The 22,431-nt window shown below is 45.5% G+C and carries 24 protein-coding genes and 1 tRNA gene; 17 read left to right on the top strand and 8 right to left on the bottom strand.

Annotated elements, in window-relative coordinates:
• Positions 1–15: 15 nt before the first annotated feature.
• From ICN11_RS00330 to ICN11_RS00315, 4 genes are all read left to right on the top strand, one after another.
• Positions 16–195 (top strand): hypothetical protein, encoded by a 180-nt coding sequence (locus ICN11_RS00330; RefSeq protein ID WP_216228633.1) that lies wholly within the window; start codon positions 16–18, stop codon positions 193–195.
• 44 nt (positions 196–239) lie between these two features.
• A complete protein-coding gene (locus ICN11_RS00325; RefSeq protein WP_216228632.1) occupies positions 240–2,381 on the top strand; it encodes a TonB-dependent receptor in 2,142 nt (713 codons plus the stop codon).
• A gap of 26 nt (positions 2,382–2,407) precedes the next feature.
• Positions 2,408–2,824 (top strand): DsrE family protein, encoded by a 417-nt coding sequence (locus tag ICN11_RS00320; protein ID WP_216228631.1) that lies wholly within the window; start codon positions 2,408–2,410, stop codon positions 2,822–2,824.
• Positions 2,825–2,888: 64 nt separating this feature from the next.
• Positions 2,889–3,365: a copper chaperone PCu(A)C gene (locus ICN11_RS00315; RefSeq protein WP_216228630.1), complete on the top strand. Its 477-nt coding sequence runs from the start codon at positions 2,889–2,891 to the stop codon at positions 3,363–3,365.
• A gap of 92 nt (positions 3,366–3,457) precedes the next feature.
• On the opposite strand, the gene ilvD is transcribed toward ICN11_RS00315, so the two are convergent.
• Positions 3,458–5,146, bottom strand: coding sequence for a dihydroxy-acid dehydratase (ilvD, locus tag ICN11_RS00310; RefSeq protein ID WP_216228629.1), 1,689 nt, complete (start codon positions 5,144–5,146; stop codon positions 3,458–3,460).
• A 229-nt stretch (positions 5,147–5,375) separates the two neighbouring features.
• Here ilvD and ICN11_RS00305 point away from each other — a divergent pair, with 229 nt between their 5' ends.
• From ICN11_RS00305 to ICN11_RS00295, 3 genes are all read left to right on the top strand, one after another.
• On the top strand, positions 5,376–6,002 hold the full coding sequence (locus ICN11_RS00305) for a response regulator transcription factor (RefSeq protein ID WP_216228628.1): 627 nt from the start codon (positions 5,376–5,378) through the stop codon (positions 6,000–6,002).
• A gap of 81 nt (positions 6,003–6,083) precedes the next feature.
• Positions 6,084–6,509 carry a helix-turn-helix transcriptional regulator gene (locus tag ICN11_RS00300; protein ID WP_216228627.1) on the top strand — a complete coding sequence of 142 codons (426 nt, stop codon included), beginning with the start codon at positions 6,084–6,086 and terminating at the stop codon, positions 6,507–6,509.
• Between the two features lie 77 nt (positions 6,510–6,586).
• Positions 6,587–7,135: a hypothetical protein gene (locus ICN11_RS00295; protein ID WP_216228626.1), complete on the top strand. Its 549-nt coding sequence runs from the start codon at positions 6,587–6,589 to the stop codon at positions 7,133–7,135.
• 34 nt (positions 7,136–7,169) lie between these two features.
• On the opposite strand, the gene glnK is transcribed toward ICN11_RS00295, so the two are convergent.
• The 4 genes from glnK to trxB all read right to left on the bottom strand — a co-directional run bounded on the left by glnK (position 7,170) and on the right by trxB (position 10,884).
• Complete coding sequence (gene glnK, locus ICN11_RS00290; RefSeq protein WP_015420723.1) at positions 7,170–7,508, bottom strand: P-II family nitrogen regulator; 339 nt, start codon at positions 7,506–7,508, stop codon at positions 7,170–7,172.
• A gap of 51 nt (positions 7,509–7,559) precedes the next feature.
• Entirely contained in the window at positions 7,560–9,179 is a 1,620-nt protein-coding gene (locus tag ICN11_RS00285; protein ID WP_216228625.1) for an NAD+ synthase, read from the bottom strand.
• A gap of 17 nt (positions 9,180–9,196) precedes the next feature.
• The gene (gene ppa / locus ICN11_RS00280; RefSeq protein WP_046329807.1) at positions 9,197–9,733 is read right to left on the bottom strand and encodes an inorganic diphosphatase; all 537 of its coding nucleotides are present in this window, start codon (positions 9,731–9,733) and stop codon (positions 9,197–9,199) included.
• A 194-nt stretch (positions 9,734–9,927) separates the two neighbouring features.
• Complete coding sequence (gene trxB / locus ICN11_RS00275; protein ID WP_216228624.1) at positions 9,928–10,884, bottom strand: thioredoxin-disulfide reductase; 957 nt, start codon at positions 10,882–10,884, stop codon at positions 9,928–9,930.
• Between the two features lie 114 nt (positions 10,885–10,998).
• On the opposite strand from trxB, the gene ICN11_RS00270 reads away from it, so the two are divergent.
• Genes ICN11_RS00270 through serS form a run of 3 tightly spaced genes read left to right on the top strand, consistent with a single transcriptional unit; the run spans position 10,999 to position 15,284 of the window.
• Positions 10,999–13,236, top strand: a complete 2,238-nt coding sequence (locus tag ICN11_RS00270) for a DNA translocase FtsK (protein ID WP_370623575.1) — start codon at positions 10,999–11,001, stop codon at positions 13,234–13,236.
• Positions 13,196–13,930, top strand: a complete 735-nt coding sequence (locus ICN11_RS00265; protein WP_216228622.1) for an outer membrane lipoprotein carrier protein LolA — start codon at positions 13,196–13,198, stop codon at positions 13,928–13,930. Before ICN11_RS00270 ends, ICN11_RS00265 begins: the two co-directional genes overlap by 41 nt.
• 43 nt (positions 13,931–13,973) lie before the next feature.
• Positions 13,974–15,284 (top strand): serine--tRNA ligase, encoded by a 1,311-nt coding sequence (gene serS / locus ICN11_RS00260; RefSeq protein WP_216228621.1) that lies wholly within the window; start codon positions 13,974–13,976, stop codon positions 15,282–15,284.
• Here serS and ICN11_RS00255 read toward each other — a convergent pair whose 3' ends face one another.
• Positions 15,285–15,707: a type II toxin-antitoxin system VapC family toxin gene (locus ICN11_RS00255; protein ID WP_216228620.1), complete on the bottom strand. Its 423-nt coding sequence runs from the start codon at positions 15,705–15,707 to the stop codon at positions 15,285–15,287. It abuts the gene before it with no gap.
• Complete coding sequence (locus ICN11_RS00250) at positions 15,707–15,952, bottom strand: AbrB/MazE/SpoVT family DNA-binding domain-containing protein (RefSeq protein ID WP_216228619.1); 246 nt, start codon at positions 15,950–15,952, stop codon at positions 15,707–15,709. Before ICN11_RS00250 ends, ICN11_RS00255 begins: the two co-directional genes overlap by 1 nt.
• A 144-nt stretch (positions 15,953–16,096) precedes the next feature.
• Here ICN11_RS00250 and ICN11_RS00245 point away from each other — a divergent pair.
• Positions 16,097–16,186: transfer RNA gene (locus ICN11_RS00245), tRNA-Ser, on the top strand.
• A 371-nt stretch (positions 16,187–16,557) separates the two neighbouring features.
• On the opposite strand, the gene ICN11_RS00240 is transcribed toward ICN11_RS00245, so the two are convergent.
• Complete coding sequence (locus ICN11_RS00240; RefSeq protein ID WP_216228618.1) at positions 16,558–17,472, bottom strand: LysR family transcriptional regulator; 915 nt, start codon at positions 17,470–17,472, stop codon at positions 16,558–16,560.
• A 100-nt stretch (positions 17,473–17,572) separates the two neighbouring features.
• Between ICN11_RS00240 and ICN11_RS00235 the strand changes: the two genes are divergently transcribed.
• From ICN11_RS00235 to pcaD, 6 genes are read left to right on the top strand one after another with little or no spacing between them, the layout of a single operon-like run.
• Entirely contained in the window at positions 17,573–18,688 is a 1,116-nt protein-coding gene (locus tag ICN11_RS00235; RefSeq protein WP_216228617.1) for a muconate/chloromuconate family cycloisomerase, read from the top strand.
• A gap of 33 nt (positions 18,689–18,721) precedes the next feature.
• A complete protein-coding gene (gene catC / locus ICN11_RS00230; RefSeq protein WP_216228616.1) occupies positions 18,722–19,012 on the top strand; it encodes a muconolactone Delta-isomerase in 291 nt (96 codons plus the stop codon).
• Positions 19,013–19,045: 33 nt separating this feature from the next.
• Positions 19,046–19,705 (top strand): 3-oxoacid CoA-transferase subunit A, encoded by a 660-nt coding sequence (locus ICN11_RS00225; RefSeq protein ID WP_216228615.1) that lies wholly within the window; start codon positions 19,046–19,048, stop codon positions 19,703–19,705.
• 14 nt (positions 19,706–19,719) lie between these two features.
• On the top strand, positions 19,720–20,370 hold the full coding sequence (locus tag ICN11_RS00220; protein WP_216228614.1) for a 3-oxoacid CoA-transferase subunit B: 651 nt from the start codon (positions 19,720–19,722) through the stop codon (positions 20,368–20,370).
• Positions 20,367–21,578: a 3-oxoadipyl-CoA thiolase gene (pcaF, locus tag ICN11_RS00215; RefSeq protein WP_304609467.1), complete on the top strand. Its 1,212-nt coding sequence runs from the start codon at positions 20,367–20,369 to the stop codon at positions 21,576–21,578. Before ICN11_RS00220 ends, pcaF begins: the two co-directional genes overlap by 4 nt.
• A 5-nt stretch (positions 21,579–21,583) precedes the next feature.
• The gene (gene pcaD / locus ICN11_RS00210; RefSeq protein ID WP_216228903.1) at positions 21,584–22,363 is read left to right on the top strand and encodes a 3-oxoadipate enol-lactonase; all 780 of its coding nucleotides are present in this window, start codon (positions 21,584–21,586) and stop codon (positions 22,361–22,363) included.
• The last annotated feature ends 68 nt before the right edge of the window (positions 22,364–22,431 follow it).

Genomic DNA, 22,431 nt, shown 5'->3' with positions numbered 1-22,431 from the left:
TGTATGGAGAAGTACATGTTTTTATCTGACAAAGTTTCGTCTCGACTAAAGCGAGCCTATGTTGGCATTGCCATGGGCATAGCAATTTGGCTCCTGTATGCCGGCTCGCTCATTCTTTCAAATGCAATTTATACCTATAGTCCCTTGGGTAGCGCGGAGCTTGTGCTCGCGCCAATTGCATCCATTCACAAGTAAAAGAAATTCAATTAATTAGCGATTAAAAAAATTTTGGAGTCAATATGAATGCATTAAAAGTAACGCCGATAGCCTTAGTCGCATCTTTGATGCTCACTAATGCATACGGTCAAACCGCCCCCAATCTAGATACCCTTACTGTGACGGGTATTCAGGAGGCGCCACTCACTCAAACAACACTTGTGGGTAAAGAGCTTAATCAGTCGCGTGTAAATACCCCCAATACTGCAGCTATGCTGCTGAATATCCCCGGTGTAAGCATGTATACCGGTGGAGGTGTTTCTGGATTGCCATCAATCCATGGTTTAGCGGACGACCGGGTGGCAGTCAAAGTTGACGGCTTAGATTTAATCTCATCTTGCCCAAATCACATGAACTCGCCTCTCTCCTATATCAGCCCATCCAATGTTGGTAGCGTTAAGGTGATCACTGGCCTTTCGCCAGTGAGTACGGGTGGTGACAGTTTAGGTGGCGTAGTTTCAGTTCAATCATTACCACCGGTATTTGCTAATAAGGGGGAGACACTCACGCAAGGTGAGGTTGGCGCATCGTACAGTAGTAATGCAAATGCAATTGCGGGTAACTTAAACGTGACTGCTGCGGGCGATGAATTTAGCGTCAACTACACGATAGATTCTGCAAAGGCAGGTAACTACACAGCCGGCGGCAACTTTAAACCTGCGGCAAATGGTTTATCTGGAAACACTGTTGGCGCATCTAAATACATCGCCACCAACCAGCAACTTTCATTGGCCTGGCAGAAGGATAACCACTTGGTTGAGTTTAAGGCGGGATATCAATTCATACCATTCGAAGGTTATTCAAACCAACGTATGGATATGACCAAAAATCAAAGCGAACAATTTAACCTGAAGTACACCGGTAAATATGATTGGGGTACTTTAGAGGCTCAAGCCTATAACCAAATGGTCAACCACCAGATGGATGACAACACTGGCGCGCGAACATCGCCTGCAATGCCAATGCTTGCAACGAGCTCAACCAATGGCGCCGTTATTAAGGGAACACTGCCAATTTCTGAAACACAGCTCGCAAGAATTGGAACTGAGTGGCAGGGCTATAAGTTAAATGACTGGTGGCCACCATCAGGCACTGGAATGATGATGAGTCCAAATACCTTTCAAAATATTAATAATGGCACCAGAGATCGTTTAGCATTATTTAGCGAGTTAGAGCAACAGTGGTCTAAGGAATTGATGGGTTTGGCAGGGGTGCGTGTTGAACAGGTCGCTGCAAATGCAGGAAATGTTCAGGGATATAGCTCTATGTATCAGTCTCAAGCAAATGCGTTTAATGCTCAGAAACATCAGCAAACTGATTACAACTGGGACTTAACAGCGCTTTCTCGATATAAACCAGATAACAATCAAAACTACGAAGCAGGTTACTCGCGCAAGACAAGATCCCCCAATCTTTATGAGCGTTATTCTTGGTCTACCACTCCAATGGCAGCAATCATGAATAACTTTGTAGGGGACGGTAACGGTTATGTTGGACAGGTAACGCTAGCCCCTGAGGTTGCAAATACAGTTAGTTTTGCGAGCGATTGGCATGATGCTAATAAAGAGGTTTGGGGATTTAAAACCAACCCTTATTACACCTACGTGAGCAACTACATCGATGCAGCATGTAATACGACTTGTACTGTTGATAAATTTAATGTCCTTAAGTACGTAAACCAAGATGCGCAACTCTATGGATTAGACCTCTCCGGTAACGTAATGCTTGGCAAGTTGCCGCAGTTAGGTCGTTTCCAAATGACTGGTATAGCGTCATATACTCGCGGTCAAAACGTGACTACTGGTGGAAATTTGTACAACATCATGCCGCTTAATGGAAAAATTGGCTTTGTTCAGTACTTGGGTGCAAATTGGACTAATACTGTTGAAGCACAATTTGTGGCGGCCAAGACAAATCTCAATGCTGTTAGAAATGAGATTGCTACCGGCGGATATTCGCTATATAACTTACGCGCTTCGTATGACGATAAAAAGTATCGCGTCAACTTTGGTATTGAAAACTTATTGAACAAACTCTACGCGTTACCGCAGGGTGGCGCCTACCTAGGGCAAGGCAATACGATGTCTATGAATGGCGTGGCTTGGGGAACTGGGGTTGCAGGCATGGGAAGAACCTTGTATGTCTCAGCAAATATGAAGTTTTAATTAGTTACGAAAAAAGGAGTGTCACCATGTTTTTGAAATCACTTAAATCCGCGGTCATTACCGTATTGGCAACTTTATCTTTATCGGCCTTTGCTGGCGCTAATGACCCACTCTTCATCAATCTTTCAACTGATGAATTACATCGCTCAAGTATGGCGATTAACTTTGGTAAGCATCATTCCGCTAATGGCCACCCATTAACAATTTTCCTAAATGATAAGGCAGTGATGCTGGGCGTTAAGGCTGGAGCCGCCAAGTTTTCGGATCAGCAGCAGGCTTTATCTGAGGTAATTTCTAGCGGCGCTTTGGTGATCATGTGCCCAATGTGTCTAAAGCAGGCTGGCTTTACTGAGGCTGATTTAATCTCTGGCGTCAAATTAGGCGGCCCAAAAATTACTGGTGATGCTTTGTTTAAGGACGGCACAAAGACAATGAGTTGGTAGTAGAGTAAAGGAATTCAAGTCTTCTTGAACATGAGGATTAAAGATTAACTAGGAGGTAGTAAATATGAAAAGCAATACATTATTAAATGCATTATTGGCTGCTGTAGTGAGTTTTGGTTTGGTTGGTTTTGCGCAAGCACAAAATGCCAAAGTGGGTTCTCTGCAAATTGAGAATGCCTATACCCGTGCTACCGTGCCAGGCCAAATGGCTGCTGGCGGTTTTATGAAGATTGAAAACAAAGGCGGCGTAGATTTATTAGTATCAGCTAGCTCTCCAGTGGCTGGCGAGGTCCAATTGCATGAGATGGCCATGGAAGGCAATGTCATGAAAATGCGCCAAGTGAAAGATATCCCTGTGCCAGCAGGTGGTGCAGTGGAATTGAAGCCAGGTGGCTTGCATTTAATGTTCATGAGCATTAAAGCTCCATTAACTGCTGGTGAAACTGTTCCAGTCAAGCTCAAGTTTGCTAAGGCAGGCGAAGTGGAGGTAAAGTTTCCAGTAAATGCAATGGGTGCTCACGGTGGAGCCATGAAGCACTAAGATCTTCTGTGGAATGCATTTAGAGTTGGTAATAAACAAAGCCCCTAGTTTTAGGGGCTTTGTTTTGATGCTTTAGATTTATTGCTTATTTTTTAATCTAAGTTCAGATCGGTTACAGCGCCTTTACTTGCAGTGCTCGCAAGGTAAGCGTATTTAGCAAGCAATCCACGGGTATAGCGTGGTTTAGGTTGTGCCCAAGCAGCGCGACGCTTCGCAATCTCTTCATCACTCACATTGAGTTGAATGAGTAACTTATGAGCATCGATCGTGACTGAGTCACCCTCATGAATAAGGGCAATTACACCGCCCACAAACGCCTCAGGAGCAACGTGACCAACCACCATGCCCCAAGTGCCGCCAGAGAAGCGTCCGTCAGTAATGAGGCCGACTGTCTCGCCTAAGCCTTGACCAACGAGGGCAGAGGTAGGGGCAAGCATCTCACGCATGCCTGGACCGCCTTTAGGACCCTCATAACGAATGACCATAACGTCACCGTCTTTGATCTTTTGCGCCATGATGGCGGCCATTGCGTCATCTTCAGAATCAAATACACGAGCAGGGCCAGTGATGGATGGGTTCTTGAGTCCAGTAATTTTGGCAACGCAACCTTCTGGGGAGATGTTGCCCTTCAGAATGGCTAAGTGACCTTGCTTGTACAGTGGGTTGTCTAAAGTGCGAATCACCTTTTGATCGGCGCGCGGTACTGATGGAACATCTTTCAATGTTTCTGCAACGGTCTTGCCAGTGATCGTCATGCAATCACCATGCAAGAGTCCGCCATCTAGCAAGATCTTCATGACTTGCGGAATACCGCCAGCTTGGTGAAGGTCGGTTGCCAAATATTGTCCAGATGGCTTCATATCCACAATGACAGGAACACGCTTACGGATGCGCTCAAAGTCATCAATAGTCCAGTCGATCTCAGCAGCGCTAGTGATAGCTAGGTAATGGAGAACAGCGTTGGTAGATCCACCAACAGCCATGATCACGCTCACTGCATTCTCAATAGATTTTTTCGTGATGATGTCACGTGGACGTAAATTTTTCTTAATTGCCTCAACCAGGACTAAAGCGGATTCATGCGCACTGGCAACTTTCTCAGCATCTTCGTTAGCCATAGTGGAGGAGTAAGGTAGGCTCATACCCAAAGCCTCAAAGGAAGAGCTCATCGTGTTTGCGGTGTACATACCGCCGCAAGAGCCGCTACCTGGGCAAGCATGTTGCTCTACGCCCTTGAGGTCTGACTCACTCATGCGACCTGAGGTGAATTCACCAACGGCTTCAAATGCAGAAACAATGTTTAGATCCTTGCCCTTGAAATGGCCCGGCTTAATTGTTCCACCATAAACATAGATGCTGGGTACGTTAGTGCGTGCCATCGCCATCATGCCGCCCGGCATGTTTTTATCGCAACCGCCGATAACTACAACGCCGTCTTGCCACAAACCATTAACGCAAGTTTCAATACTGTCGGCAATCACCTCGCGGGAGATGAGGGAGTACTTCATACCTTCAGTACCCATACCAATACCATCGGAGACGGTAGGGGTGCCAAACATTTGCGCTTTTGCACCAGCTTCTTCAAGGGCATTTACCGCTGCATCTGCCAGTTTTTGCAACCCGCTGTTGCAAGGTGTAATGGTGGAATGACCGTTTGCTACACCAACCATTGGTTTAACAAAATCCTTCTCTTGGTAGCCCATCGCGTAATACATTGAGCGATTGGGTGCGCGAGCAACCCCTTCGGTGACATTGCGCGAGCGTTCATTGAGGCGTTTCATGCTGATATGGACTCCAGAAAAGAATTTGTCGAAAAGCTCTATTGTGCCGTGAGACTAGGCGGAACGCAGGGGTTTATGCAGTCTTTCCTATACTCCAGTCATGCACTGCAACAAGCAGATTTCTCTATTGTATTTGCTGATTCAGCCTCATTATTAGCTTGAGAGCTAATATCCTTGGAAAAAAAGCTGCGGTACATTGCCTTATCTATTATTTTTCCTTTTAAATTCAATGACTAAAGTTGGCCATATTTACCTAATCGACGACGATGAGTCGATGCGCACATCTTTAAGCAGAATGCTCAAGGATGTAGGTTATATCGTGGAAGATTTCTCCTCCGCGGTGACATTTTTAGAGTATTCAGTACCAGTGGCGCCCGCAGTCATCTTGCTCGACATGCAAATGCCGGATATGACTGGACTGGATTTGCAGGAAAAATTGGTCCAGTTAGGCCGTAAAACCCCGATTGTATTTGTTAGCGGCCAAAGTCACCCCCATCAAATCGTTAAAAGCCTGAAGCGCGGAGCGGTTGTTTTCCTCTTTAAACCCTTCAATTTAGAGGATTTATTAAAGGCTGTTGCTGATGCCCTGGAGTTTGATAGACGCCAGCTGAAGCGCGTTTCCAAAGAGGTCGAAACTAAGAAAGACTATGCAACTCTCACGCCTAGGGAGAGGGAAGTTTGCTTTTGGCTAGTCAAAGGCTTGCTGAATAAGGATATTGCCGTCAAACTAGGAACGACAGATGCCACGATTAAGGTCCATAAGGCTAGAGTGATGGACAAGATGCATGTGGAATCTGTCCAAACATTAGTAGCAAAGTATCTTGAGTCAGACTTAGAAAACATCCAGAATGGCTAGCTCTTGGGCTAATTTCCCTGGTGTTATATAGGCGCTATGATGAGGCAATATTTTGATAGATAAAGCACTTAAAGCACTTTTGTGACTACAAACGCCAAGCTCCCAGAGATTCGTAAAGAGGCATTTACTAAAGCTAGGGAAAAGCTCGCCCTGAGCGCGAAAGATCTCGGTGGGATGGCTTGTCTTTCACACCATCAAATATCTCAAATTGAAAATGGCGAGTCCAGTTATTTCTATGGAGCCCAGAACAAATTTACTGCTGCTAAAAAAGTAGCAAAGCTTCTCAACTTAAGTGATGAGGAAGCATTCGACTATGGCTCACAAGCCCCAGTAAAAATTAGTGAAGCGTCGAAAGTTGAAGAGTCAATTAAAGCTCCAGCAAAAAAAGCGCAGCCAAAAAAAGAAGCTATAGAAGTCAAAGAGTTGGTGGAGGAGACTCAAGTTCCCGCATTAGTGGCTGAAGTAGAAAAAAAGAGCCAGTCAAAAAATCAGAAGCTACAAAAGTAGAGCCTGCAAAAGTTACCTTAAAGCAAACTCCTTTTTCCGCGACTTCAGCAAGCCCAAAGCCTGCCTCATCAAAGAAGATGTTTCTTTGGCTCAGCGTATTGGCTGCACTGGTTTTCTCGGCAATTAACTTACGCCCACTCTTCTTTGCGGATAAGCCAGAAGAAATCCTTGTTGTCAAAGAAGAAATTATTGAACCGGCTCCTGCAGCAACTCCAGCTGAGCCTGCGCCAGTCGCTCCAGCCGCAGTTGTCCCAGCGGTTGCGACTCCTACGGCTAGTGCTGAGGCTTCAACAGCTTGCCCTGCTGAGGAAGGCATTATTAGTTATAAGCCAGATGCGCCCCGTAAGGCTGCAGACATGGTTTATGTGCAGGTTAAAACTAAGCAAGTCATTTGCGTAAGTGATGCTTCTGGAAAGATGCAGAACAAGATGGTTGAGCCTGGTGCAGGTGCATCTTTTTACGGCAAGCCGCCGTTTAAAGTGCTGACTAGTGGGCTTAATCAGGCGGACGTATTTTTTCAGGGCGCAAAAGTGCGCCTGACAAATTCGAATTACAAAACCTTGGTATTGGAAGCTGCTGAAGTGGTGGCTCTACCCGTAGACCGGACAGATTCTCAGCAGCGCTAACCCTTTAAGGGATTAGCGCATTGAATGCTGATGCTTAAACTGCTGAGTCGTTCGTTTCGCCAGTGCGAATACGAATAGCCTGCTCGATTGGGCTAACAAAAATCTTACCGTCACCAATCTTGCCAGTGCGTGCAGCCTTGGTAATTGCCTCGATTGCTGAATCTACGCGGTCATCGGCAACAACGACTTCAACTTTTACTTTAGGCAAAAAGTCGACTACATACTCAGCGCCACGATAGAGTTCGGTATGACCTTTTTGGCGACCAAAGCCTTTAACTTCAGTAACAGTCAGTCCAGTAACGCCTACTTCAGCTAAGGCTTCACGAACTTCGTCAAGTTTGAACGGCTTAATAATGGATGTGATTAGCTTCATATATTCCCCTTAATACAGTAATCATACCTAGAACTGAAAACGAATGCCCGGTTACGCCCTAAATTGGGATGTAATAGGGTAGCGCCAGTCACGCCCAAAGGCTCGGGTGGTCACGCGAACGCCTGGAGGCGCTTGGCGACGTTTGTACTCGTTGAGCTTAATCAGGCGGGTTACTTTTTCTACACTTTCGGGGTCAAAGCCGGCAGCAATAATCTCGGCGATGGATTGGTTTTGCTCCATGTAGCGCTCTACGATCCCATCCAATACTTCGTAGGATGGCAAGCTGTCCTGATCAGTTTGATCGGGGCGTAATTCTGCGGAAGGGGCGCGCGTCAGAATCCGCTCGGGAATGATTGGAGAAATGCTATTGCGATAAGCGCACAAGCGATAGACCAAAGTCTTGGCAATATCCTTAATCACAGCAAAGCCACCAGCCATGTCGCCATATAAGGTGCAGTAACCCACGGCCATTTCACTCTTATTGCCGGTTGTTAAAACTAGGCGGCCTGTTTTATTGGAGAGCGCCATCAAGAGAGTGCCTCGCACACGTGCCTGAATGTTCTCTTCAGTAGCATCGAGCTTTAAGCCTTTAAATTGCTCAGCCAATGCAAGCTCTAGAGCATCTACAGGTTTGCTAATGGGAATCTCATCGTATTGAACGCCTAGATTCTGAGCCATTTCTCTAGCATCAATCCAGGAGATGTCGGCCGTGTAGCGTGAGGCCATCATTACGGTGCGCACTTTGTCTGCACCTAAAGCATCCACCGCAATCGCTAGTACCAATGCAGAATCCACTCCACCAGACAAGCCAATGATGACGCCTGGAAAGCGATTCTTCTGAACATAGTCGCGCACACCTAAAACGAGTGCTTGATAGGCTTGAGCTTCTACGCTGGAGGATGACACTAGAGTTCCAGGCTCTAAATCAGCTGCTGAATTGACATCAACGTACCCGAGTGCGGTTTCAAACTGCGGCATAGTCATAACTACTTTGCCTGCACTACTTAAAGCAAATGATCCGCCATCAAATACCAATTCATCTTGTCCGCCTACTGCGTTGACATAGACCAAAGGCATCTTACTTACGGCAATCTGTTTACGGAGCACCTCAATACGTAAAGATTCTTTTTGGAGGTGATAAGGCGATGCATTGAGAACTAGCAGCACTTGGGCGCCAGCTGCATGAGCCTGCTTTGTAGGACCTGCATGCCAAGCATCTTCACAAAGAATAAGTCCGTACTGAATGCCGGCGTTTTCAAATACACAGGCTTCATTACCCGGCGTGAAATAACGTACCTCATCAAACACTTCATGATTGGGTAATTCTTGTTTGGCATAGCCAGCAATGACTTTGCCATCACGAATAACGGAGGCATAGTTTTGCAAACCAGCGGCAGTCTTTTTAGGGTGACCAATAATCACGGTCAGCCCCGGAAATTTTTGGAGCTCCAGCATTAAACAACTGAGCTCGCGATCGGCGGCCTCAATAAAAGCAGGGCGCAATAACAAATCTTCTGGAGGGTAGCCAGTGAGCGAGAGCTCTGGCGTAAGAACTATTGATGCGCCGTGTGCATAAGCATCTGCGGCGGCTTGAGAGATGAGCTGCGCGTTGCCAGGCAAATCACCCAAAAGAGGGTTGATTTGCGCTAAGGCGATTTTTTGCGAGCTCACTCCCAATGACTACGAAATTACTTCTGTGACTTAGCGTAACCTTCGATGCCGTCCAAGATTTCTTTATGGGCACCAGCAACACCAGTCCAACCTTTAACTTTTACCCATTTACCTTTTTCGAGATCTTTGTAGTGCTCGAAGAAGTGTTGGATTTGAGCGAGGAGTAATTCGTTTACATCTTCAGGTTTTTGCAAATGCTTGTAGATTGGCAAAATCTTGTCTTCTGGAACGGCCAATAACTTCGCATCTTGTCCGCCTTCATCTTCCATCTCTAACATGCCGATAGCGCGGCAGCTCACTACTGATCCTGGAACTAATGCAAATGGAGTGATAACGAGAACGTCCACAGGGTCGCCGTCACCAGCAACCGTTTTAGGGATGTAACCATAGTTGCATGGGTAGTGCATTGCAGTGCCCATGAAGCGGTCTACGAAGAGGCAGCCAGTTTCTTTATCTACTTCATACTTCACTGGATCCGCGTTCATTGGGATCTCAATAATGACGTTGAATGATTCTGGGATTTTCTTACCTGGGCTGACCTTGTCGTAACTCATAAATACTCCGGTTAGTGATTAATGGATACCTCGATATTAGCAAAGAGGTGTCATAGCGATTATTTTAAAGCTTTCCAGACTCACTTAAAGGCCTGTAATTAGTTAATTTGCTCGGGTAAACCTCTACGGGGGCTGGGCTGAAATAAAAAACGCCCAGCAGGGCCGGGCGTCATCTTGCGTTAGTGAGGCAGCTATTACTCCAAAGTCTCCAAATAGCGCTGAGCATCTAGTGCAGCCATACAGCCTGTACCTGCACTAGTGATCGCTTGACGATAGATATGGTCTTGCACATCGCCCGCTGCAAATACGCCAGGGATATTGGTAGCAGTGGCATTGCCTTCCAAGCCAGAATGAGTCTTTAGGTAGCCGTTATTCATATCTAGCTGACCAACAAACAACTCGGTATTAGGCTTGTGACCAATTGCAATGAAGGCGCCTGTTACAGCAATATCTTCTGTGCTGCCATCGGCTTTTTTGATGCGTACACCAGTAACACCTTTTTCATCGCCAAGCACTTCGTCAAGAGTCGAGTTCAATTTGAGCTCAACTTTACCTTCAGCTACTTTCGCCATGAGGCGGTCATTGAGAATTGGCTCTGCACGGAATTTATCGCGACGGTGAATCACGGTAACTTTTTTAGCAATGCCAGTCAGGTATAGCGCTTCTTCAACAGCGGTGTTACCGCCACCGACTACGCAAACATCTTGATTGCGGTAGAAGAAGCCATCACAGGTTGCGCATCCAGAAACGCCACGACCCATAAATGCCTCTTCACTAGGAAGGCCAATATATTGAGCGGAAGCGCCTGTAGAAATAATGAGGGCATCACAGGTGTAAGTACCTGAGTCACCAACTAAGCGAATCGGTTTTTCAGTCAACACAGCAGTATGAATATGATCAAAGATGATGTTGGTATTAAAGCGTTCTGCATGCTTTAAAAAGCGATCCATAAGCTCTGGTCCTTGGACGCCGTCTGGGTCCGCTGGCCAGTTTTCTACATCGGTGGTGGTCATTAATTGGCCGCCTTGGGCTAGGCCGGTAATGAGGGTTGGGCTCAAATTAGCACGGGCTGCATATACGGCAGCTGTGTAGCCGGCAGGGCCTGAACCCAGAATAAGGACTTTGGAGTGTTTTGGAGTATTTGTAGTCATCTCCAAATTATAGGATTGCTTGATTACAATCGGTAGAACATGGCAAGAACCGCATACCCGAAGTCCAAAACCCCTTTAAGCCCCCAGCCCCCTGAGAATCAAGGGCAGGGTAGGATGCCCCGCCTCTTATTGGAGGCCCGTTGGTTCATCTCTTTTGGTCTTTGTTTGGGCTTATTCGCTATTTTGGTGACCTATTCCAAGGCCGATCCCGCTTGGTCCCATGCTAGTTTTGAGGTTCCCAAGAACCTTGGCGGCCGTTTTGGGGCCTATTTAGCGGATTTATTGCTCTACATCTTCGGTATTTCGGCTTTTTGGTGGGTGGTGCTCTTTGGTCGCCGCGTTCTGAGTGGTTGGCGCGAGCTTTGGAGTATTCCTTTGCCCCCAGATCCCGATGCCAAGCCAGACTCCTTATTGATGCGATGGTTGGGCTTTGGACTGACTTTATTGAGCAGTATGGGTCTTGAGTCTATTCGGATGCATTCGCTTGCCTGGGAGCTTCCAAGGCCTCCTGGAGGCATTTTGGGAGAACTGATTGGCGATCCTTTGCAGATGACCTTAGGTTTTACTGGCTCCACCCTGGTTTTGCTGTTTACCTTGTGTGCCGGACTCTCTTTATTCCTCCATTTTTCTTGGCTAGATGTTGCTGAAAAAGTAGGTCGTTCGCTTGAGCTTGCCTATAACCGCTTGCGTGAACGTCGCGATAGTGAAGAAGATCGCAAGTTGGGTGAAGCTGCCGCTGAAGAGCGTGAAGAATTTGTCGAAGAGTTTCGTGGGCGTGTTGAGATTGCTAAGCCAGTACAGATTGTTCGTGCCCCAGTAGAGGTTGTGAAAAGTGCTCGAGTTGAGCGCGAGAAGCAGCAACCATTATTTGTGGACATTCCGGATTCAGAGTTGCCACCGCTGGCTTTGCTTGATCCTGTGCCAGAAGCGAAAGAAACGATTTCAGCTGATGTATTGGAATTTACTTCCCGTTTAATTGAACGCAAGTTGGCTGAGTTCAATGTGGAAGTGAAAGTCATTGCAGCCTACCCAGGCCCGGTAGTAACCCGTTACGAAATTGATCCTGCTGTCGGTGTGAAGGGCAGTCAGATTGTGAACCTCTCACGTGACTTAGCGCGTTCGCTGGGCGTAGTGAGTATGCGTGTAGTGGAAACCATTCCCGGTAAAACTTGCATGGCTTTGGAGTTACCAAACCCAACACGTCAATCGGTTTACCTCTCCGAGATTTTGAGTTCACAGGTTTACAACGACAGTCATTCCAACTTGACTCTTTCTTTGGGTAAAGATATTTCTGGTAGCCCAATCGTTGCTGACTTGGCGAAGATGCCACACTGCTTAGTTGCCGGTACGACTGGTGCTGGTAAGTCCGTTGGTATCAATGCGATGATTTTGTCCATCCTCTTCAAGGCCAAGCCTGATGAAGTGCGTCTGATCATGATTGATCCGAAGATGCTTGAGATGGCCATGTACGACAAGATTCCACATCTCTTGTGCCCAGTTGTGACAGATATGAAGCAGGCGTATAACGCGCTCAATTGGGCTGTAAATGAGATGGAGCGTCGCTACAAACTGATGAGTAAGTTTGGCGTACGTAACCTGGCTGGCTTTAATAAAAAGATTTTAGAAGCGGAAGAGAAAGGTGAAAAGCTCACCAACCCATTTAGCTTGACTCCGGATGATCCAGAGCCAATTTATAAAGCGCCAGTGATCGTCATTGTGATCGATGAGTTGGCTGACTTGATGATGGTCTCTGGCAAGAAGATTGAAGAGTTGATCGCACGTATTGCGCAAAAAGCGCGTGCTGCTGGTATTCATTTGGTATTGGCAACTCAACGTCCAAGCGTGGATGTGATTACTGGTCTGATTAAAGCCAACGTGCCAACCCGTATTTCATTCCAAGTAAGTTCAAAAATTGATAGCCGCACCATCCTAGATCAACAGGGTGCTGAAGCACTGCTCGGTATGGGTGACATGCTTTACATGGCTCCAGGTACTGGTTTGCCGGTTCGCGTTCATGGCGCCTTTGTTTCGGATGATGAAGTTCATCGTGTGGTGGAGTGGCTCAAAGAGAAGGGCGAAGCCAATTACATTGACGGCGTTCTTGAAGGCGCTGACGAATCTAATATTGATGCACTGACTGGTGAAGGTGGTGGTGAAGCTGATCCTTTGTATGACCAAGCAGTAGCCATTGTTCTAGAAAACAAACGTCCATCTATTTCCTTGGTGCAGCGTCACTTGCGCATTGGTTACAACCGTGCAGCCCGCTTGCTCGAGGATATGGAGAAAGCCGGCTTAGTTTCGAAGATGGGTAATGGCGGCAATCGCGAAATCCTTCATCGTCCTTCTGAATAAGGCGATCCCCTTGCGCAGATTTTTTTCAGCAGCAGCTTTAGGGCTCACAGTTCTTTTATCTTCAGGTTTGACATCAGCCGAGGGTGAAAGTGGTGCAGAACAGTTGCGTCAGTTTGTGCGTAACTCTAAAACCGCTGAGGGTGACTTTGTGCAACAGCAGTTACGTGCACCCAAAGCAAATGAACCACAAGACAAAGGTTTAAAAGTGGTTCGCCAAACACAAGGGCGTTTTGTGTTTCAGCGTCCAGGCCGATTTATCTGGGATACGCAAAAACCGTATGAACAAAAACTGATTGCCGATGGCAAGCAACTTATTTTGTGGGATAAGGATTTAAATCAAGCCACTTTCAGACCTGCTGGTCAGGCTTTGGCTGCTACCCCTGCTGCAATCCTATTTGGTGAAACTTCTCTAGATCAGCATTTTGATTTGGTTGAAGGCGAGGATCGCCTGGGTATGAAATGGGTTGCCCTTGTTCCCAAGAAAAATCCTAATGCCAAAAATGGCAACGACTTGCCGTACACCAAGATCTCCGTAGGTATGGCCAATGGCCTACCTAAAGCGCTAGAGCTGATTGATGGCCTGGGAAGTGTTGTCTTGGTCACGCTGGACAAGATCCAGCTCAACGTGAACCTACCTGCCAATCGCTTTACCTTTGTTCCGCCCGCGGGAGCAGAAGTCTTACGCTTAAACTAGAGCTTCAGTAGCGCCCATTACACCCTAACCAGTAGAGCATTACATGATTGATCCGCAATTACTCCGCAAAGATATCGCAGCTGTTGCTGCCCGTTTAGCTACTCGCAAATTTCAATTGGATGTTGAGAAATTCAACACCCTGGAGTCCGAGCGTAAATCTTTGCAAACGCGTACTGAAGAGCTGCAGGCTAAACGCAATCAATTGGCTAAAGCTATTGGTATGAAAAAAGGTAAGGGCGAAGATGCTGCTGCTGAAATGGCTGAAGCAACCCAGATTAACGTCGATATGGAATCTGGTGCTGCGCGCCTAGCAATTTTGCAAGCCGAGATTGCGGATTTCTTGATGGGTATTCCTAACCTGCCTGATGAAGCGGTTCCAGTAGGTAAAGACGAAACTGAGAACAAAGAGGTAAAACGTTGGGGTCAAGAGTCTATATTTGATTTTGAGATTAAAGATCACGTTGACCTTGGTGGACCATTAGGTCTCGACTTTGAGGTGGCAGCCAAGATTAGTGGCTCGCGCTTTGTAGTTTTGAAGGGGCCTATCGCTCGACTACATCGTGCTTTAGCGCAGTTCATGCTTGATACCCATACCACTCAACATAATTACCAAGAGGTCTATGCACCTTACATGGTGAACGCCGCTTCAATGCGTGGCACTGGCCAATTACCTAAGTTTGAAGAAGATCTATTCAAGGTGCCTCGTCAGATGGGCGGCGAAGATGGATCAGGCGAAGCAAAAATCGAAAACTTTTATTTGATTCCGACAGCAGAAGTGCCAGTTACAAATTTAGTCCGCGATGAGATTGTTAACGCTGATAGTCTCCCTATGAAATACGTTGCACACACTCCATGCTTCCGTTCTGAGGCAGGTAGTTATGGGCGCGATGTACGCGGCATGATTCGTCAACATCAGTTCGATAAGGTCGAGTTGGTGCAAATCACGAAGCCAGAAGATTCAACGCAAGCTTTAGAAGATTTAACTGGCCATGCAGAAAATATTTTGGAGTTGCTGGAGTTGCCTTACAGAAAGGTATTGCTCTGCACTGGCGACATGGGTTTTGGAAGCACCAAGACTTATGACTTAGAGGTATGGGTGCCATCACAAAAAGCCTATCGTGAGATCAGCTCTTGCTCTAGCATGGGTGACTTCCAAGCAAGACGCATGCAGGCAAGATTTAAAGCTGGGCAAGGAAAGCCGGAATTAGTACACACCTTAAATGGCTCCGGTCTTGCAGTGGGAAGAGCCTTAGTTGCCTTGCTGGAAAACAAGCAACAAGCGGACGGTAGCATTGCCATTCCGAAGGCTTTGCAAGCTTACTTGGGTGGTTTAGAGGTTCTCAGGCCAATCTGACTAAATTAATACAGTCTGAATTTTGAGAATGCCCGCATTTTTGGCCAAAACCTTATCAAGCGTTGCCAAGGATTTAGACTTTAGCTGCTTTGCTACGGCAAGGTGAAGGGCGTCGCCGGCCCTCAGATTTGATTTGCTATCAACCACTAAAATTCCGGCCGAATAATAAGCTTTGCTTTCGATCGGCAAGAGTTCGATATCGTTTTGACATAGGGCATCAAACTTTTTCCAGGCTTCTCGACTTTGCTTTTCAGTTATTTGGCTGGTTCTGACCTTAAGACTAAGTGCACTGGAGAATTCGGTAAATGCCCAGGTTGAAGAAAACATCTTTGCTGAGCTGTTTGTGTACCATTTAGCAACATCATCACTCTTTTGCTCTTTTGTGCATAAGGCTACAAAAACGCTTGTATCAATATAAATCATTAATAGCGTGCCTCTGATCGGACTTCATCCATTGCCGATTTGCCCATCTTCAATGTATCCCTGAATGCTTTAAGCTGCGCTGCAATTGCTTTGCGATCCAATTTCTGAGGCCTAATAATTAATGAGCCATCTTTTGACAGAGTTGCCTCAACCTTATCCCCATCTTTGAGTTGAGTTTGCTTAATTAGTGTCGCAGGTATACGCAAGGCTAGACTATTTCCCCATTTCGATATTTGGATGTTCATGGTCGAATCCTTTCTGATATGAATATGGATATACATTAATGTATATCCATAATAATGCGCTATATCAACCATGTCTACTGCATTTCAAAGGCAACATTGGCCTCAGGGGTTTATATATCGGTAGCTATAATTACACCTTGGTTCGGAGAGGTGGCAGAGTGGTCGAATGTACTTGACTCGAAATCAAGCGTAGGGTCAAACCTACCGTGGGTTCGAATCCCACCCTCTCCGCCAGCTAGTCTCTGTATTTCGTTCATACTGAGAGAATAACGAATAAGCCCCACAGTACGCGGGACTTTTTTGTTTTTAAATTCTCTGGGGTTGGTTTGTTCGGGGTATTGGCTTCTGGAATAACATTTCTCTTTGCGGACCAAAATGACGGTTGGTTTGGTCTGCCTCAGGCGGAGTAGTTCAGCTATTTTTGGTAAGAAATAGCTCTTTGATTAATCTCTTAAAATTATTTAGCCATTGGTCGTGTGCTATCGGAGCGGTAATGGATTGCGCTAATAATTTCCATAGCAAATTCAAAAGGCTGGAGCGGCATTTATTAAGTGTGTAATGGAGCGTCGTTTTAAACGACATTCCAAGTATTAGTTGACAAACATTTAGAGATCTTCCCGGGCGTAAGGTATGCTTTCTTCATCATATATTCGGTAGAGCAACTGCAACATTGCATTAATTTCTTCTGATTTGTCCATTGACCTAACACTCATAATGATTGGCGAGTAAGCATGTCTTTCTTTGAGATCAAGGTATGCAACATCATCGCGCTTCATTCCTTGGAGGCTTAAAGGGACTATTGAAACTCCTTCTCCCGCCGCAACCAATCCAATTGCTATTTGTAGCTCCCTTACCTCAATAACTTTTTTAGGGCGCACATTTCTATCTTTGAGTGCATTTAGGACTTCATCTGCATAGCTTGGTCTGGGCTGTTTTGGGTAAATTATGAGATTCTCGTCTGCCAAATCTTTAAATAGAATTGGCTTCTTTGCTTTTGCTAAAGGATGGTCAATTGGTGTAGCTGCAATTAACTTCTCTTCTTGCAGCACAATTCTTCGTATATCTGCATCTTCGTGACGAACGCGTCCAAACCCAATATCAATTTTTCCCTCTTTTAGGGCCTTGAGTTGCTCCATCGTTGTCATTTCGTACATTCGTAGTTCGACAGAGTTAAATTCGGCACGATACTTTCGGATTGTTTTGGGAAGTATTCCGTAGAGCAGGGAGGCAACAAACCCAATATTTAGGATCCGTCCAATGTTGCCCACTCTTTTGGTCATAGCTTTCAACTCACTCGTTTTGGCTAAAACTTGGGTTGCATGTTCATAGAAGAAGACGCCGGCTTTCGTAAGTTTTAGTGGGCGTGAGTCTCTTATGAATAATGTTGCGCCCAATTCAGCCTCTAATTGCTGTATTTGTCTGCTCAGAGGAGGCTGAGCAATGAAGAGTTTTTCAGATGCTTTGGTGAAGCTTTTTTCTTCTGCGACCGCAACAAAGTAGCGTAGATGCCTTAGTTCCATATATATACCTTATAAGTATGAAAATGATACCAAAACAGTGTTGGACTGATGAAATTCCCCAAATTACAGTTTACTATTCCTAATACTATACAAATTAAATATGATTGAAGCCGTAGATACCTTATTGGTGGACGTGCCGACAATACGGCCTCACAAATTGTCGGTTGCAACAATGAATGCACAGGCATTGGTGCTGGTTCGCATACGCTGTTCAGATGGCATTGAAGGCTGGGGTGAAGCAACTACTATTGGCGGCCTTAACTATGGTGAGGAGAGTCCTGAGAGTATCAAAGTAAATATCGATACCTACATAGCTCCACTAATCATTGGCATGAATGCCAATGAAATTGCAAAGGTGATGAATCAGCTCCGAAAGACTATTCAAGGAAATCGATTTGCAAAGTGCGCAATTGAAACTGCACTACTAGATGCAAAAGGTAAGCGACTTGGGATCCCTGTTAGTGAATTGTTAGGTGGTCGCCTGAGGGATGAATTGCCTGTCGCCTGGACATTAGCAAGCGGAGATACAAAGAAGGATATTGCTGAGGCGGAAAAGATGATTGAATTGCGCCGTCACAATATCTTCAAGCTTAAGATTGGATTGAGATCTGTTGGGGCCGATGTTGAACATGTCTTGGCAATTAAACGTGCATTGGGCGCAGATATTAGTGTGCGTGTGGATGTCAATCAAGCATGGAGCGAGTTGCAAGCTATACGTGGTATTGCTGCGCTAGAGGCTGGTGGCATTGATTTAATTGAGCAGCCCGTCAAGGCGATCCATAAGGACAGCATGGCACGCCTAACAAATAAATTTTCGGTTGCAATTATGGCTGACGAGTCATTGCACGGACCTGTGGATGCGTTGGAGTTGGCCAATAAATTTGCTGCAGATGTCTTTGCCATAAAAATTAATCAGTCTGGCGGTTTGTTTCCTGCATTACAGGCTGCAAATATTGCTGAATTATCTGGTATTGATTTATACGGTGGGACTATGTTGGAGGGAGCAGTCGGTACGGCAGCCTCCGCCCATGTATTTTCTACATTTCGTGATTTAGCTTATGGCACTGAATTATTTGGGCCATTATTGCTGACTGAAGAAATTTTGATCGAGCCTCTTGTCTATAAAGACTTTAGCCTTCAAGTTCCCAAGGGTCCCGGTTTAGGAATTAAGTTGGATATTCAAAAAATCAATCACTTAAAGCGCCGATCAAACTAATTCGAATTACTAATTACAAAAGGGGGAGACACCATGTTATTTCACGTAAGAATGAACGTAAATTTACCAACATCTATGCCAGAGGCTGAAGCAACTGCATTAAAGAAAAGAGAAAAGGAAATTGCTCAAGGCCTTCAATCTGAGGGTAAATGGCGTCATCTATGGCGTATTGCGGGTCAATACGCAAATATCAGCATTTTTGATGTTGAAAGCGTCGATGAGTTACACACGCTGATTTCAACTTTGCCACTCTTTCCATATATGCAAATTGAAGTAATGCCGTTGTGCAGACATCCATCGTCTGTAAAGAGTGATGATAGTTAAGCGACTCATGATTACGAGCAATCCAAAATTATTATGATTGATAAAACATCAACGTCTTTATACGACGCCATCAAAAAAATTGGCGATGGCTCTACGGTCATGATTGGCGGATTTGGAACTGCTGGTCAGCCTGCTGAGCTTATAAATGCCCTTATTGAGCATGGGGCTAAAGAGTTGACCGTTGTTAATAACAATGCCGGAAATGGTGACCATGGTTTGGCGGCGTTGTTAAAAGCAGGTCAAGTTAAGAAGATTATTTGTTCTTTCCCGAGACAGTCTGACTCCTATGAGTTCGACAAGCTCTACTTTGCTAAAAAGATAGAATTAGAACTGGTTCCGCAGGGTAATTTGGCTGCGCGCATTCAAGCTGCAGGCGCTGGCCTGGGTGCAATTTATACGCCAACAGGCTATGGAACTCTATTGGCTGAAGGCAAAGAGTGTAAGCAAATCAATGGTAAGGGGTATGTGCTTGAATATCCAATTTACGCAGATTTTTCCCTGATAAAAGCGCACAAGGGTGATAGATGGGGAAATCTTATTTATCGAAAGAGTGCTCGAAATTTTGGGCCCATTATGGCAACTGCTGCCAAATGCACGATTGCTCAAGTCGATGAAGTTGTGCCATTAGGTGAGTTAGATCCGGAGTGGATTGTGACCCCTGGCATCTTTATTAAACATGTTGTTGCTATTTGAAAAGGAAAGCTGAAATGGCATATCAACGGTTAAGTAGAGATCAGATTGTTCAAAGGGTTGCTCAGGATATTCCAGAGGGTTCCTACGTCAATCTTGGAATTGGCCTTCCAACAAAGATTGCCAATTATTTAGACCCAAATAAAGAAGTATTTCTTCAAAGTGAAAACGGTATATTGGGGATGGGTCCAGCACCAACGAAAGGCAATGAAGATCCCGACTTAATTAATGCAGGCAAGGAATTTGTAACGCTACTAAAGGGCGGATCATATTTTCATCACGGAGATTCATTTACCATGATGAGAGGCGGTCACCTGGATATTTGTGTATTAGGGGCGTTTCAAGTTGCCTCTAACGGAGACTTAGCAAACTGGCATACAGGCTCATCAGATGCCATACCTGCAGTTGGCGGCGCTATGGATCTTGCTATTGGAGCTAAAAACGTCTTTATCACCATGGAGCATGTAACAAAGAATGGTGAGTCAAAAATTGTAAGTACTTGCTCGTATCCATTAACTGGTGTGGGGTGTGTAAATCGGATTTATACAGACTTAGCCGTCATTGATGTAACTCCAAAGGGGCTAGTAGTTCTCGAAATGGTCGAAGGTATGCATTTTGATGAACTGCAGGCGCTAACAGGTGCTTCACTGTTGAAGGGCGAAATATGAGTGCGTTGGAGGCGGCATATATATGCGATGCCATTAGAACTCCCTTCGGTAGATATGGCGGATCATTATCTGGGTTAAGGGCTGATGATTTAGCTGCACTTCCAATTAAAGCTTTAATGGCGCGCAACGCTTGTGATTGGACGCAGATTGACGACATTATTTATGGGTGTGCAAATCAAGCAGGCGAAGACAATAGAAACGTTGCGAGAATGGCTGGATTGCTATCGGGCTTGCCAGCAGAAGTGCCTGGCTCTACAGTTAATAGGCTTTGTGGCTCAAGTCTTGATGCAATTGGTATTGCTGCAAATGCAATTAAGGGCGGCGGCAATCACTTGATGATTGCTGGTGGGGTTGAGAGTATGTCGAGAGCTCCATTTGTGATGGGAAAGGCTGAGACGGCTTTTTCTAGATCCGCAAAACTAGAAGACACAACAATTGGTTGGAGGTTTATCAATCCTTTAATGAAGGCGCAATATGGCGTTCACTCAATGCCTGAAACGGCGGAGAATGTTGCTGAGGATTTCAAAATTTCTAGACATGATCAGGATTTGTTCGCTTTTAATAGTCAGCAAAGAACAGCTAAAGCCCAGGCATTAAATATTTTTTCTGATGAAATTGTTTCAGTAGAAATCCCTCAGAAAAAAGGCGATCCAATTATTTTTTCTAAGGATGAGCATCCCAGGGCTAGTACGACTTATGAGTCCCTCTCGGGTCTATCTGGAATCGTCAAGACGGGTGGAACCGTTACAGCAGGAAATGCTTCGGGTATTAATGATGGGGCATGCGCTTTATTGTTGGCCTCTGATTCCGGAATAAAGCAACATTCTTTGATTCCTAAGGCTCGGGTTATTGCTGTTGCAGCAGCTGGAGTAGAACCAAGGATTATGGGTTTTGGGCCTGCGCCAGCAATTAGGAAAGTGCTAATGAAAGCAGGGCTCAAGTTAGAGCAAATGGATGTAATCGAATTAAATGAAGCATTTGCAGCTCAGGCATTGGCTGTAATTCGCGATCTTGGTTTATCTGATAACGCTGACCACATAAACCCAAATGGCGGTGCAATCTCTATAGGGCATCCATTGGGCGCATCTGGCGCTCGCCTTGTAACAACGGCAATGTATCAGTTGATTCGCACTAATGGCCGCTATGCGCTTTGCAGTATGTGCATTGGCGTTGGGCAAGGAATTGCTTTAATTATAGAAAGAGTGTGAACAAAATGAGTATTGCTCATATTGGTGGGGCAGATATCTTTTATCAAGTCGATGGTGACCCAAAGAATCCGCCATTAATTTTTTCCAACTCACTCGGAACTGATCATTCTATGTGGGATGGACAAGTTAGTAGCCTTTCTAAAAATTTTTATCTGATTCGCTATGACACTAGGGGTCACGGTCGGTCATCTTCGCCTAAGGGGCCGTACAGTATTGAGTTGCTGGGAAAAGATGTTTTAGGTTTGCTTGATTTTTTGGGCATTGAAAAAGTATCTTTCTGTGGAATTTCAATGGGTGGAGTAGTGGGGCAGTGGCTTGGTATCAACGCACCGCAAAGGATCGATAAATTAATTTTGGCGAATACAGCCGTTAAAGTTGGGACGGAGGCAGCCTGGACAGAGCGTGCCACTCTCGTAAGAAAAAATGGGCTAAGTCTTATTGCTGATTCAGCTCCTTCCCGCTGGTTTACTTCCGAGTTCTATGCGGCATCACCTTCTGTGGTTAATTCAATGGTGGTAAAGCTAAAAAATGAGAGTACAGAAGGATATGCAAGTTGTTGTGAGGCCTTGGCAGATGAAGATCTCACAGCAAAAGTTTCGGCAATTCAATCCAAAACTTTAATTATTTGCGGCGTGCATGATCCCGTAACCACCATTGCTGACGCACAAAAAATGCATCAGCTTGTGAGCGAATCCACAGTTGTTGAATTGCCTGCATCACACATTTCAAATGTCGAAGCTGGGAATGAATTTAATAGCTCACTAATTCAATTTCTGCAAACTTAATATTATTCCTATAGGGGTATTAACCATGAATAACTGCATTACAAATACGGATAAAGTTGTTGTTGGCT

This window comes from Polynucleobacter sp. 78F-HAINBA, from assembly GCF_018882325.1.
GTDB lineage: Bacteria > Pseudomonadota > Gammaproteobacteria > Burkholderiales > Burkholderiaceae > Polynucleobacter.
This window is presented reverse-complemented; position numbering and strand designations above follow the sequence as displayed.